Below are 13,021 nucleotides of genomic sequence, written 5' to 3'. Positions count from 1 at the left end.
TCCCCCGGGAGTACACCCCTGCGGGCCACGCCCGGAACCCGGCTGCCGCGGCTCACCCCCTCGCAGCCGCGCCGGCCTCCGCATCGGCCGCCCTGGCCCCGGTCCCGACCCCAGTCCCGGCTCCGGTCCCGGCTCCGGTCCCGGCCCCGACCGCCGCCTCCGCCTCCGCCTCCTCGAAGGTCGCCGACGGCTCCGGGCGCGCCAGTGTGACCACCAGACCGCCCTCCCCCACGTCCGCGATCAGCGTGTCCCCTTCCCGCACGGTGCCGTCCAGCAGCAGGTTGGACACCCGGTTGTCCAGCTCCGACTGGATCGTCCGGCGCAGCGGCCGAGCCCCGAACTCCGGCTGGTACCCCCGGTTGACCAGGAACTCCTTGGCCGCCCCGGTCACCTCCAGCCGCACGTCCTGCGCCCTCAGCCGGCGCCGGCTGCGCTCCAGCAGCAGGTCGACGACGGACAGCAGGTCCTTGCGCGTGAGCGCGTGGAAGACGATCACCTCGTCGATCCGGTTGAGGAACTCCGGCCGGAAGTGCAGGCGGAGGTCCCGCATGAGGTCGTCACGGATCTCGTCGACGTTCCCCGCGTGGTCGAGGATCCGCTGCGAACCGATGTTGCTCGTCATGATCACCACGGTGTTGCGGAAGTCGACCGTACGCCCCTGGGAGTCGGTCAGCCGCCCGTCGTCCAGCACCTGGAGCAGCAGGTTGAAGACGTCCGGGTGCGCCTTCTCCACCTCGTCGAACAGCAGCACGCTGTACGGCTTGCGGCGCACCGCCTCGGTGAGCTGCCCGGCCTCGTCGTAGCCGACGTACCCGGGCGGCGAGCCGACCAGCCGGGAGACGGTGTGCTTCTCCTGGAACTCGCTCATGTCGAAGCGGACCATCCGGTCCGGGTCGCCGAACAGCAGCGCCGCCAGCGCCTTCGCGAGCTCCGTCTTGCCGACGCCGGTCGGCCCGAGGAAGAGGAAGGAACCGGTCGGCCGCTCGGGGTCGCCCATCCCGGCCCGGCCGCGGCGCACCGCCTGGGACACCGCGGTGACCGCCTCGTCCTGGCCGATCACCCTCTCGTGCAGGTGCTCCTCCAGCTTGAGCAGCCGCTCCCGCTCGGTCGCGTTCAGCTCCGCCACCGGGATGCCGGTCCGGGAGGAGAGCACCTGCGCGATGTCGTCCGCGGTGACCGCGACGACCTCCTCACGGGACTCGGCGACCGCCGCCAGCTCGTCCTCGGTCTGCCGCAGTTCGGTCTTCAGGTTGGCGGCCCGCACGAACTCCTCGTCCGCGACGGCCTCCTCCAACTCCCGCTTGAGCTTGGTGATCCGGTCCTGCACCGAGGTCGCCGCGGTCGAACCGGACAGGCTGCGCAACCGCACCCGCGCGCCCGCCTGGTCCAGCAGGTCGATCGCCTTGTCGGGCAGGAAGCGGTCACTGACGTACCGGTCCGAGAGCGTCGCCGCCGCGTCCAGCGCGTCGTCACCGAACCGCACCTGGTGGTGCGCCTCGTACGCGTCGCGCAGCCCCCGGAGGATCTCCACGGTCTCCTCGACGCTCGGCTCCGGCACCAGCACGGGCTGGAAGCGGCGCTCCAGCGCGGCGTCCTTCTCCACGTGCTTGCGGTACTCGTCCAGCGTCGTCGCTCCGACCACGCTCAACTCGCCGCGCGCGAGGGCCGGTTTGAGGATGTTGCCGGCGTCCATCGAACCCTCGCCGCCACCGCCCGCGCCGACCACCGTGTGCAGCTCGTCCAGGAACAGGACCACGCTCTTCTCGGCCGCCGTGACCTCGTCGATCACGTTCTTCAGCCGCTCCTCGAACTCGCCCCGGTACTTCGAGCCCGCCACCAGCGCGGTCAGGTCCAGGGTGACCACGCGCTTGTCCCTGAGGCTCTGCGGCACGTCCCCCGAGACGATCCGCTGCGCCAGCCCCTCCACGATCGCCGTCTTGCCGACGCCCGGCTCGCCGATCAGCACCGGGTTGTTCTTGGTGCGACGGGACAGGATCTCGACAGTCTGCTCGATCTCCTCGGCCCGCCCGACCACCGGGTCCAGCCGGCCCGAACGGGCCTCCTCGGTGAGGTCCCGCCCGTACTCGTCGAGCGTCGGCGTCCCGCTCGGGTGCGCGCCCGCACTGCTGCGCTCCCCGCCGACGCCCCGCCCGTCCAGCACCGTCTTCAGCGCCTCCTGCGAGGGCGCCGCGTTGCGCAGCGCCGCCCCCGCGCCCGAGCGCTCCTGGTCCAGCAACGCGCCGAGGATGTGCTCCGGACCGATGTACGACGCCCCCGCCGCCTGCGAACGGGCGTGCGCGGCGAGCAGCGCGCGCTTGGCCGAGGGTGTGAGTGCCGGCTGCCCGTCCACCGCCGGCACGGGGCCGGACGGCAGCGCCTGCTCCAGGTCCGCGGACAGCTCGTCCGGATCGATGCCCGCCCGCTCCAGCATCCGGCGCGAGGGCTCCACCCGGGTGGCCGCCCAGGCCAGGTGCGCGGTGTCGAGGTCGCTGCTCCCGTCCTCCGCCGCGCGGTGCGCCGCCATCGCCAGCAGCTCCTGCGACGACTCGCTCAGCAACCGGCCGATCGGCACCCGCTGAACGGCGGGCGGGGAGGCCAGCGGACTCATCCCGAAGAACCGGCTGAGCAGGTCGGAGAACGGATCGCTGGATCCGAACGGGGGCATGGTCACGACGGCTCACCTCTCCCAAGCGGTTTGCTGCCACACAAACACAGGCCGTGGCGGGCCGCCTCCGGAAGCTCCGGCACGCTCACCCGGTGAAGCGGTCCAACAACACGCCCCCGCTGTACGTCACCGCCATCGCCAGCAGCCCGCCCGCGACGTTGCGCAGCACCGCACGCACCGGACCCGCCCCGCCGAGCCGGGCGCTCGTCCACCCGGACAGCGTCAGCGCCGCCACCACCGCCGCCACCGTCACCGGCAGCCGCCACGACTCCGGCGGCAACAGCACCGCCAGCAACGGGACCAGCGCCCCGAGGGTGAACGCGGCGGCACTCGCCAGCGCCGCCTGCCACGGATCGGTCAGCACCTGCGGGTCGATGCCGAGCTCGGTCTGCGCGTGCGCGGCGAGGGCGTCCCGCTCGGTCAGCGCCACCGCCACCTCACGGGCGAGCCCGTCCGTCAGCCCGCTCCCCCGGTAGTAGTCCGTCAGCTCGTCGAGCTCCCCCTCCGGATCCTCCGCCAGCTCCCGCCGCTCCTTCGCCAACGCGGCCCGCTCGGTGTCCCGTTGGGTGCTGACCGAGACGTACTCACCTGCCGCCATCGACATCGCCCCCGCGAGCAGCCCCGCGACCCCCGCCGCCAGCAACGCCGTCCGCGACCCCGCCGCCCCCGCGACACCCGTCACGATCCCCGCCGTCGACACCACCCCGTCATTGGCCCCGAGCACCGCGGCCCGCAACCAGTTCAACCGCGCCGACAACGCCGCCCGCGACTCGTCCACCCCCCGATCCTCACCCGCCCCAACACCCCCCGCCACCCGCAGCACCCCCACCCGACGGACCAAAATGAGCCCCTCACCACCACGCCCCACAACGCCGAAGGGCCGGCCCAGGAATGACTCCTGAACCGGCCCTTCGGGGCAACTGGTGGGCGCGGACGGTTTCGAACCGCCGACATCTGCTTTGTAAGAGCAGCGCTCTACCACTGAGCTACGCGCCCCCCGTCGCGGCCCGGTGGGGGCACGACGACTGCCTAGGGTACCTGGTCGTCGGGGGTGGTGTGGTGCGGGTGGGCGGGGAGTGCGGTGGGTGGGGGTGCCGGTGGGGTGGGGTGATCGGGGACAATGGCGGGCGGATCAGCGGTCGGAGCAGGGAGCGCGCAGTGTCGGTGGGACGGCGTCGGGCGGGGAGCGGGCTGGCCGAGGCGCTGGTGCTGCCGGTGGTGCTGGCCGGCGCGCTGGGCGCGGTCGGGCTGGCGTCGGCCGGCGGTGGCGGCGGCTGGTGGGGGCGGCGCGGTGGCGACGGCGTGCGGGCGGACGCCCGCGCGGCGCGGGACGCCGCGCAGGAGGCGTTCTACGAGCTGGACTCGACGCAGCGCGAGGTGCAGCTGACGGTGGAGACCATCCGGGCCGCCGGGAACGCCGCGACCTCGCAGCGAACGCAGGCGGACTTCGACGCGATCTCCGGCCGGGTCGACCAGGTCACCATGAACTACCTGGCCGCGCTGGACGCGTACGACCTGGACGACGAGACGCTGGACGCCGGAGCGGCGGCCCGGGCCCGGCGCGTCCTGGAGGACGTGCGGGGCCAGCTGGGCTCCGCGCGGGCCGAGCTGAACGACTTCCTGCAGCGTCTCCAGCCGGTGCTCCAGCACGCCGAGCAGCAGTTGATGCGGGTCACCCCGGCGGTCGAGCAGGCGAAGCGCGCGCTGCTCGCGGCGAGCAACGCGCTGGACGCCGCACGCGCCGCGGGCCTGCGGGCGGACGACCTGGCGGCCCGGCTGGCCGAGCTGGCGCCGGAACTGGGCCGGCTGAACGAGGGCGCCGCCCGGCACGGCGTGGCGGCGACGCTGCAGCGGGCGGAGACCGTCGCGCAGCAGGCGGGGGCGATCACGGCCGACGCCGCGCAGCTGCCCGAGCGCGCGCGGGAGATCGACCGCCGGCTGTCCAGCCTGCGGACCCGTGTCCAGGCGCTGGAGACCAAGGCCGAGACGGTCGGGCCCGCGCTGAGCGAGCTGCGCCGCCGGTTCAGCACGGCCTGCTGGCAGGACCTGCAGCGGGTGCCGGAGCAGGTGGCGGAGGCCGGCCGGTCGGCGGAGGGGAAGCTGGCGGAGGCGGCGCGGGCGCGCGACGAGCAGCGCTGGGCGGACGCGACCGGCGCGATCGGTACGGTGCGCGCCCTGCTGGACACCGCGGACGGCTCGGTCGCCGCGGTCAGCGAGCGGCTGCGGCAGCTGAACGAGGTGCAGCACGACCCGAGCCGGGAGGTCGAGCGGGCCCGCTTCGCCGTCCGGGACGCGCAGCGGCTCGCGATGGCCGGCCGGCACGCGCCGGACCCGCGGCACGCCGCGCCGCTGGACGAGGCGGTCGCGCGGATCGACCGGGCGCTCGCGACGCTGGAGGAGGGCGGCCGGCACCCGGACTACTGGCTTTTCCTGACCGAACTGGCGGCGGCCCGGGACACCGCGGCCCGGGTGATCGAGCTGATCCGCGGCGACCTCGGCTCCCAGCGCTGATCCGCGGCGACCAGGGATCCGCCGCTGATCCGAGGCGGCCTCGGATCGCACCGCCGAGCCACCCGACCGGCCCGCTCGTCGGTACCCTGCGGGTATGCCACGCTACGACTTCCGCTGCCGCTCCTGCGGCGCCACGTTCGAACTACGCCGCACGATGGCGCAGGCCAACGACCCCGCCGTCTGCCCGCAGGGCCACGAGGACACCGTGAAGCTGCTGTCCGCCGTCGCCGTCACGGGCGGCGCCGGCAGCAGCGCGCCGCAGTCCGCCCCCTCCGGCGGGGGCGGCTGCTGCGGCGGGGGTTGCTGCGGCTGAACACCCCGCCGAACAGCCCGCCGAGCGCCCCACTGAACGCCCCACTGAACGCCCCGCCGAGCGCCCCCTAAAGGGCTCCCCGCACCCCCGCCAGGAACCGACGGACGATCTCCTCCCCCGCCGCCACCCCCGTCTCCGCCAGGGCGGTGACGCCGGGGGCCGTCCAGCCGCGGTCGGCGAGTTCGCCGTGCCCGGGGCGCCAGGCGGCGTCGGCGGCGAGCAGCAGGTCGGCGTCGAGCAGGGAGTCCCCGGCGGCGAGGACGGTGCCGGCGCCGGTGCGCCGGACCACCTCGGCCAGGGCGGCGCTCTTCGTCAGCCCCGCCGGGACGGCGTACACCTTGCGCCCCTGGAGCGAGACGGTCCAGCCGCGTTCGGCGCACCAGCCGGCCAGGTCGTCGAGCCAGCCCGCCGGCATCCGCGCCCGCTCGACGACGCAGTAGACGAACGACCCGTCGGCGACGCGCCGCCGGTGGACCCACTCCTGGTCAGCCCCCAGCGCCAGGCGGTCGACGACCTCGGCGAGCGGCGCCGAGGCGGCGGCGACCCGGCCGGTGATCTCCCCCCGCCAGTCGCCGTCCGGCACGCCGTCGACGAGCAGTTGCCCGCCGTTGGCGCAGATCGCGTACGCGGGGGTCCAACCCTGCTGCGGGCCCAGCAGGTTGACCCGTTCGTACTGCTCGACGGTCCGGGTGGTCGCCGGGACGAACCAGGCCTCCCGGGCGAGTTCGGCGAGCAGCGCCGCGGCCCGTTCGGTGACGAATGAGTGCGCCCTGCCCTCGTACACCTCGACCGACAGCAGCCGCGGGGCGTGCCGGTCGGGGGCGGTCAGGGCGAGGGCCTGGTTCGAGTAGACGAGGGTGCGGTCGAGGTCGCTGACGGCCAGCGAAGAGAGTCGGGCGTGCATCAGGCCTCCCCCACAACGGCCGTACCGGAAGCCCCGGTTGCTCCCCGACTGTAGCGCGGGTGGATGAGGCCGACGCACGTGTACGGCAAGTCGTCGACCTCCTCCACCGGCACCCCGCGCTGCGCGGCGAGCAGCCGCACGTGGTCGAGGTCGGCGCCGGCGCCGCGCCGGGCGAGCACCCGCCAGGGGACGCGGCGCAGCAGCACCCGGGTGGTCTCGCCGACGCCGGGCTTGACGAGGTTCACGCTGCCGATGCCGTACTCCGCCGCGATCCGCTCGACGGCGGCCCAGCCGGCCCAGTCGGGCGTGCGGTCGGGGTCGGTGGCGAGCCGGCCGGCGGCGAGCGCGACCTCGTCCCGGACGGCCGCGAAGTGGCCGGCCACGGTGTCGAGGAAGGCGGCGGAGACGTCCCCGTCGGCCAGCTCGGTGTAGTGCTTGGCGCCGTGGAAGTCGTCCGGGCCGATCAGGTCGCCGCGCAGGACGGTGCGCGAAACCAGCCCGGACACCGTGGAGTTGAGGCAGGCGGAGGGGATCAGGAAGTCGTCCCGGGTGCCGTAGGTGCGCACGCAGCGGCCCGGGTCGGCGAGCACGGCGAGGCCGGGGTCGAAGGAGGTGCCGGCCAGGGCGGCGGCGAGTTCGCGGGTGATCGCACCCTTGCCCGTCCAGCCGTCGACGAACACGACGCCGGGGGCGTGGTGGTGGGCCGCGAGGTAGCGCAGGGCGACGGGGTCGAGGCCGCGGCCGCGGACGATCGAGACGGCGTAGTGCGGCGCGTCGAACCCGTGCGCGAAGGCGAGCCAGCGGCGCACCAGGATGCCGACGGGCGTCCCGGCCCGCGCCAGCGACGCGAGCACCAGGCCCCGGCCGCGCTCGCGCAGCAGCGTCTCGGCGACGGTGCCGACGGCGACGGCCATGCGGCGGGCGGAGGCGCGCAGCGCCTGGTGGTACAGCTCCTGGTACTCGGGGCTCGGCCGGTACTCGACCGGGAGCGACTCTGCGTAGTGAGCACCGCCGTGCTGGACGGCCTCCTCGCGCTCCTCGGTGGGGGCTTCGAGTGGGACACCGGAGAGGTCCTTGAGCAGCCAGGCGACTTCGTCGGGGCCGTAGGAGGAGAACCCCGGCCCCCTCAACGGCTCCGGGAACGCCAACGGCTCCGGGAAGGCCGACGACTCCGGGACGGCCAGCGGCTCCGGGAAGGCCGACGACTCCGGGAACGGGAGTGACGGATGCACGGGAGCCTCCGGTCGGTACGACGGCAGCACCGCGAGCACCACCCGGTCGGTGACCTGCCGCAGCTGCGTGAGCAGCGCGCGCTCGCCCTCGGCCAGCGCGGCCGTGTCGGCGACGTCGTCGACGACCAGCACCACGGCGCCGAAGCGGCGGTCGGGGTCGGCGCCCGGGGCGACGTTGTAGGCGTAGCGCTCGCGCGGGGCGTCGTCCTGCGGGTCGTCGTGGGCGGGGAAGGCGAGGCGCGTGCGGATGGCGTAGCCGGGGTCGTCGACGGCGAGGACGGGCGAGCGGGTCGTGGTCGAGTACCGCACGCGATCCCCTCCCAGCCGGTCGGCGAGGGCACCGGCCAGCCGCAGCGGCGCGTACATCAGCTCCTCGAAGCCCAACACCAGGATCCGGTCCGGGAGTTCACCGACGAGACCGCCACCACCACCGCCCCCATCACCGTCCCCGAGACCACCACCGAGACCACCCCCGAGGGCGTCGGCCAGCTGCCCGGCCAGGCGGGGCAGGGCGGCGTCGAGGCGGGCGCGGTCCGCGGGGGTGAAGCCGTGCCGCCCGCCGTCCGGGAGGGCGGTCGGCCAGTCGAGGGGGACGCGGACGAGCGGGGCGGGCGCGGCGGCGGGCGGGAGTTCGGGGGCCGGACCGACGTCGGCTATCAGGCGTTCGGCGCGGTCGAGTATGTCCCCGGGCAGCCGGACGGCGCCGCTGGCGGTGGCCACCAGGTCCAGGCGGACGCCGAGTTCGGCGGCGAAGTCGGCGAGCCGGTGGCGGTCCGCCTCGGTGCGCAGGTCGACCAGGGCGACGAGGACGTAGTGGGAGCGCGGGTGGCGCGCGTGCAGTTCGCGGATGGTGTTGAGGACGGTCGTGCCGGTCGAGAGCTCGTCGTCGACGAGCACCAGGGGACCGTCACCGGCGAGGAGTCGCGGGTCGGCCGGGAGCAGCAGGTGCGCGGTCGCGTGCGAGTGCTCCTCCGCGAAGCCGCCGAGCGGTCGCACGCCGGCCACGGGGCGCCGGGTGGAGTGGAGGTAGGGCGCGTCGAGACCGTCGGCGACGCTGTGGCCGAGCGCCGTCGCGGTCTCCGCGTACCCGAGGACGACGGCGCGCGCGGCGGCCTCGGCGCCCAGCAGCGCGCGGACCCGCAGGCCGAGGTCGAGCCCGGCGCCGTGGACGACGGAGGGGCGCTGCGGCACGTGCTTGCCGAGCACGGTGGAGACCAGCAGGTGGGCGCGTTTGCGGTTCTCGCGGAGGGCGAGGCCGACGAGGTCGGGGAGGTGGTCGGAGCCGACCAGGCCGACCCCGGCCCGCTCGGCGACCCAACGGCCGGTCCACGTTCGCTGTGCTGTCACTGCGGTCCCGCTTCCACTGGTACGACTGGTACGACTGGTACGACGGCATGTTCTTCGCGAGTCCACGAGGCGCTCACCCGTCCAAGGTGCTCACCAGCAACTCCGCGAAGCCCACGTCCTCCCGCGCCACGCCGAACACCTCGGCGCGCAGCAGCACCCGCTCCGCCCAGGTCCGGTGCGGCCGGGCCTCGTTCATCTTGTTGGTGTACGCCGAACGCAGCACCCCGCCGCCGCCGCGCTCCTGCCGGAGGACGTCCTGGGCGTCGCAGTACTCCTCGTGCGTGACGACGGAGAGCGCGTGCACCGCGGGCACGTGGCTGGGGTGGATGCAGGTCTTGCCCAACAGTCCGTTGGCGCGGTCGAGTTGGATCTCCCGGATCAGCCCGTCCAGGTCGTGCTCGATGATCCGCCGCCGGACCCCCTCGCCCGCGCCGGACGCCCGGCGCGAGCCGGACGTGAACGACGTGAACGGGGTGCGCCGCAACTGCGGGCGGAACATCCGCTCCTGGTGCGGGAAGTACTCCCAGACCGGGCCCGTGATCGTGTACCCGGTGCCGTCCGCCCGCCCGAGGACGTTGACGACGTCGCCGATCACCCCGGCCACCAGCGCGACGTCGTACGCGGTGAGGTCGGGCGAGCGCCGCAGGCCGTACGCGGAGCAGAGGTCGGTGACGCCGAGGCGGACGGCGAGCACGCGGTCGCGGTGCTCGGCGAGCAGGCGGGCGATGCCGAACAGCTGGGTGCGCCGGGTCTCCAGGTGGGCCAGCTCGGGCGACTCCAGGACGGGCATCGCGAACAGCCGTCGCCCGCAGGCGTGCTCGGCCTCGGCGAGCGCGGCCAGGTACGCACCGCCGGCGTCCTCGGTGAACTTGGGCAGGACGAAGCCGCTGAGCAGTCCGACGGCGGCGCCGAGCCGCCGGGTGAGATCGACGATCTGGGAGGGGGTGCGAACTCTGATGAAGAGCAGGGGATGGGACTGTGTGCAGTCGGTGAAATCCCTGACCAGGTCACCCAACTGCTCGACGAGGTTGCGCTCCCCCGCGTCCACCTCGTGGTCGGCGATGGCGTCCTCCAGGCAGAGGACCATCGAGACCACGCCCCGAGCAGCCTGTTTGCGGATGTCGGCGGCCAGGGCGGGCCGCGTCGCGGGGCTGTAGAGGGTCCCGCCGAGGGCGGTGGCGAGCAGCGCCGGGTCGCCGTCGGCGGAGAACGGCCGGGGCGGTTCGAGGAAGAGCCGGCCGCGTACGTCGTCGGCGAGGTGGCCGAAATGGCGCAAGGTGCTCTCCTCAGGGGTTTCGACGCCCGCCGGCACGTTTCCGGGGTGCGAAGCGGCGCGCGGCGGCGCGGGACGACACGAGAGTTAACCGGTCCGCCCGTCGCGGTGGTTCCCGATCACCCGTCCGTGTGCACCGCCGGTACCGTCCCGTCCGGGGTGCCCGGTGCGCCCGGGCGTCGGACGCACCGCGCGCCGGGGGGCGACTTCCGGCCGAAGACGACCGGCCCCGCACCCTGCTCCGCACGGCCACCGGAAGGCTATCGTCCACTTGACCCGGCCCAGATCGCACCAGGGAGCGGGCGGCCAAACGCAAGGCTTGGCAAAATCCGGCGCGATCCCGGCTGCTTCGGTCACGTTGTCCGAAGGGGTGGCGAACAGGCAGGATGGTCGGCTATGACGCACGTGATGGCCAAGGGCGCCAACATCGCACTGCCGGCGGCGGCGGTCCGCGCCGTGCTGCGCTGGAGCGCCACGCCCGGTGCGCCGGACGTGGACGCGTCCGCGCTGCTGCTCGGCACCGACGGCAGGGTCCGTTCGGATGCCGACTTCGTCTTCTACAACCAGCCGCGGCACCCCTCCGGCCTGGTGCGCCACCTGCCCAAGCAGCGGACCCCGGACGGCACCGAGATCACCGACACCGTCGAGGTCGAACTCGCCAAGCTGACCGCCGACGTCGACCGGGTGGTGCTGGCGGGCTCCTCCGAGGGCGGCGCCTTCGGCACGGTGACCGGGCTGCGCGTGCTGCTCTTCGACGCCTCGACCGGCGAGAGCGGGCCCCCGATCGCCGAGTTCGCGATCACCGACGCCGACACCGTCACCGCGCTGGTCGTGGGCGAGCTGTACCGGCGCTCGGGCACCTGGAAGTTCCGGGCGGTCGGCCAGGGCTACAGCGCCGGGCTGATCGGGCTGGCGACCGACTTCGGCATCACCGTCGACGACGAGGCCGAGCAGGCGGTCCAGCAGGCCGCCGCCGCACCGGCCGGCCCGCCGCCCGCCGCCGGCCAGGCCCCCGGCCACGCCGTCGACCCGCGCAGCACCCCGCTGCCGACGTCCGGCCCGGCGGCCGCCCGGCCCGAGCCCGGCACCTTCACGCTGGCCCCGGCCGTCCCGGCACCCGCCGCCGCGGCCACCCCGCCCCCGCCCGCCACGGCACCGACGGCCGGCCCCGCCGCGCCCCCGCCGCCGGCGAACCCGCCCACGATGACCCCGCCGCCCGGCTCGCCGGCGCCGAACACACCCCCGCCGATGCCACCCACGCACCCCGCCCCGCAGCCCGGTACCGGGTACGGCTACCCGCCGCCCCCGCAGCCCGGCACGGGATACGGCTACCCGCCGCCGCCCGGACACGCCTCCCAGCAGCAGCCCGCCCAGGGCTACGGCTACCCGCCGCCCCAGCCCGGCACCGGGTACGGCTACCCGCCGCAGGCACCGGTCCCGCACCAGCAGCACCCCGGCGGCTACGGCTACCCGCCCCAGGCCCAGCCGCCCCGGCAACCCCAGCCGCCGGCCGCGCCGACGACCCAGAACCAGCCCCCGGCCGAGGAGTTCGCACTGCCCCCGCAGGGCCCGCAGTTCCAGCCCCGCTGAGCGAAACCCCGCCGAGCGAACCCCGACTCGGCGAAGCTCCACTCAGCGAAGCCCCGCACAGCGAACCCCCACCCAGCGAAGCCCCGCACAGCGAACCCCCACCCAGCGAAGCCCGCACAACGAAGCCCCGCCGAGCCCGCAGAACGCCCGGCGGGGCCGTCACGGCCGTCACGGCCGCCCCGCCGCTCAGTCGCTCAGTCGCCCTGGTTCTTGTACCCGCGCTGCCACTGCATCCCGAACCCGTACAGCCGGTCGATGTCCGCCTGGAACCCGTTGACGTACCGCACCTCGCGGCGCACCGTCAGCTGGTTGTCCCCCGCGTTCTCGATCAGCACCACCGCGCAGGACCGCGCCGCCCGGGTCCGCTCCTCCAGCTTGATCTCGATCCGCGGCCCGGTCTGCGGCACGATCGTCACCACCGCGTGGGACTGCTCGAAGGCCGGGGTGCCGTCGTAGATGTAGACGAAGATGAGCAGCCGCTTGAACTTGTCCTTCTTCTCCAGGTTCACGTACATCGTCTCGCCCGACGGCGCCCCGTACTGGTCGTCGCCGCTGAGCTTGATGTACGGCGGGTCCCGCAGGTCGCCGAAGAAGTTGCCGAGCGGCTGCACCACGCCCCGGGTGCCGTCGGTGAGTTCGTACATGCACGCCAGGTCGAGGTCGACGTTGACCTGTTCGTTCACCTGGGACGCCGGCTCCACCGGGCTGAAGATGCGCGGGCTGAAGAAGCGCTTGAGCGTCTCCCGCCCGCTGGGGCGGCCGGCGCTGGAGCGCATGGTCCAGTGCAGGTTGACGTAGAGGTAGCCGGTGGTGGCCGCGGCGCCGGTGATCGCGTGCTGCGGGGCCGACTTGGTGAGGGTGACCTTGTGCTGGCCGCCCGGGTTGTCGAAGGTGTAGCTCCGGTCGCCGCGCAGGTACTCCCAGATCGAGACCATCCAGTCCTCCCCCTGCTCCCGCCAGGCGATCTGACGGTGCGCCGCTCCATGATCGGGCATCGGCCCGGCCGTCGGATACCCCGACCTCCTCCTCCCCTACCCGATCCGGCCGCCCCGCGTTCACCGAAGTCCGCGGAAGGGCCGATTGGCGGGAGGAAGCCGCCCTCCCGTAACATGCCGCCCCTTCGGACGCGATATCGTCTAGCCGCACAGGTGTCCCGTCCGCCCCTGCGCGGGCGCGGTGGGCACAC

General features: G+C 74.5%; 9 protein-coding genes and 1 tRNA gene. 3 read left to right on the top strand and 7 right to left on the bottom strand.

Translation table 11 applies throughout. The features are described from left to right. Nucleotides 1-52: 52 nt before the first annotated feature. The 3 genes from ACFXDE_RS12420 to ACFXDE_RS12410 form a co-directional block, all read right to left on the bottom strand. Nucleotides 53-2,671, bottom strand: a complete 2,619-nt coding sequence (locus ACFXDE_RS12420) for an ATP-dependent Clp protease ATP-binding subunit (RefSeq protein ID WP_380493463.1) — start codon at nucleotides 2,669-2,671, stop codon at nucleotides 53-55. Between the two features lie 79 nt (nucleotides 2,672-2,750). After that, complete coding sequence (locus ACFXDE_RS12415; protein WP_380439340.1) at nucleotides 2,751-3,443, bottom strand: VIT family protein; 693 nt, start codon at nucleotides 3,441-3,443, stop codon at nucleotides 2,751-2,753. Between the two features lie 143 nt (nucleotides 3,444-3,586). Further along, nucleotides 3,587-3,661: transfer RNA gene (locus ACFXDE_RS12410), tRNA-Val, on the bottom strand. A gap of 162 nt (nucleotides 3,662-3,823) precedes the next feature. Between ACFXDE_RS12410 and ACFXDE_RS12405 the strand changes: the two genes are divergently transcribed. Together ACFXDE_RS12405 and ACFXDE_RS12400 are read left to right on the top strand one after the other, a co-directional pair. Continuing rightward, the gene (locus ACFXDE_RS12405) at nucleotides 3,824-5,176 is read left to right on the top strand and encodes a hypothetical protein (RefSeq protein ID WP_380493461.1); all 1,353 of its coding nucleotides are present in this window, start codon (nucleotides 3,824-3,826) and stop codon (nucleotides 5,174-5,176) included. Between the two features lie 94 nt (nucleotides 5,177-5,270). Then, nucleotides 5,271-5,489 (top strand): zinc ribbon domain-containing protein, encoded by a 219-nt coding sequence (locus tag ACFXDE_RS12400; protein WP_380439336.1) that lies wholly within the window; start codon nucleotides 5,271-5,273, stop codon nucleotides 5,487-5,489. Nucleotides 5,490-5,556: 67 nt separating this feature from the next. Here ACFXDE_RS12400 and ACFXDE_RS12395 read toward each other — a convergent pair whose 3' ends face one another. The 3 genes from ACFXDE_RS12395 to ACFXDE_RS12385 all read right to left on the bottom strand — a co-directional run bounded on the left by ACFXDE_RS12395 (nucleotide 5,557) and on the right by ACFXDE_RS12385 (nucleotide 10,248). Continuing rightward, nucleotides 5,557-6,393: an HAD family hydrolase gene (locus tag ACFXDE_RS12395; RefSeq protein WP_380493459.1), complete on the bottom strand. Its 837-nt coding sequence runs from the start codon at nucleotides 6,391-6,393 to the stop codon at nucleotides 5,557-5,559. After that, the gene (locus ACFXDE_RS12390; RefSeq protein WP_380493457.1) at nucleotides 6,393-8,972 is read right to left on the bottom strand and encodes a phosphoribosyltransferase; all 2,580 of its coding nucleotides are present in this window, start codon (nucleotides 8,970-8,972) and stop codon (nucleotides 6,393-6,395) included. The genes ACFXDE_RS12395 and ACFXDE_RS12390 overlap by 1 nt, the downstream gene beginning before the upstream one ends. Nucleotides 8,973-9,045: 73 nt before the next feature. Next, nucleotides 9,046-10,248 carry an HpcH/HpaI aldolase/citrate lyase family protein gene (locus tag ACFXDE_RS12385; RefSeq protein WP_380493455.1) on the bottom strand — a complete coding sequence of 401 codons (1,203 nt, stop codon included), beginning with the start codon at nucleotides 10,246-10,248 and terminating at the stop codon, nucleotides 9,046-9,048. 393 nt (nucleotides 10,249-10,641) lie between these two features. Here ACFXDE_RS12385 and ACFXDE_RS12380 point away from each other — a divergent pair, with 393 nt between their 5' ends. After that, nucleotides 10,642-11,835 (top strand): TerD family protein, encoded by a 1,194-nt coding sequence (locus tag ACFXDE_RS12380; RefSeq protein WP_380493453.1) that lies wholly within the window; start codon nucleotides 10,642-10,644, stop codon nucleotides 11,833-11,835. Nucleotides 11,836-12,029: 194 nt separating this feature from the next. Here the strand turns inward: ACFXDE_RS12380 and ACFXDE_RS12375 are convergent, their stop codons facing one another. Continuing rightward, nucleotides 12,030-12,770: a Tellurium resistance gene (locus tag ACFXDE_RS12375; protein WP_380439442.1), complete on the bottom strand. Its 741-nt coding sequence runs from the start codon at nucleotides 12,768-12,770 to the stop codon at nucleotides 12,030-12,032. Nucleotides 12,771-13,021 lie beyond the last annotated feature (251 nt).

The organism is Kitasatospora sp. NPDC059408, from assembly GCF_042751525.1.
Lineage (GTDB): Bacteria > Actinomycetota > Actinomycetes > Streptomycetales > Streptomycetaceae > Kitasatospora.
The sequence above is the reverse complement of the archived record's forward strand: the minus strand, read 5'-3'. Positions and strand labels throughout refer to the sequence as shown.

Excerpts from the sequence above, each read along its gene's own strand:
- ACFXDE_RS12380 (WP_380493453.1), top strand. The coding sequence starts at position 10,642 with ATGACGCACGTGATGGCCAAGGGCGCCAACATCGCACTGCCGGCGGCG.
- ACFXDE_RS12400 (WP_380439336.1), top strand. The coding sequence starts at position 5,271 with ATGCCACGCTACGACTTCCGCTGCCGCTCCTGCGGCGCCACGTTCGAA.
- ACFXDE_RS12395 (WP_380493459.1), bottom strand. The coding sequence starts at position 6,393 with ATGCACGCCCGACTCTCTTCGCTGGCCGTCAGCGACCTCGACCGCACC.
- ACFXDE_RS12375 (WP_380439442.1), bottom strand. The coding sequence starts at position 12,770 with ATGGTCTCGATCTGGGAGTACCTGCGCGGCGACCGGAGCTACACCTTC.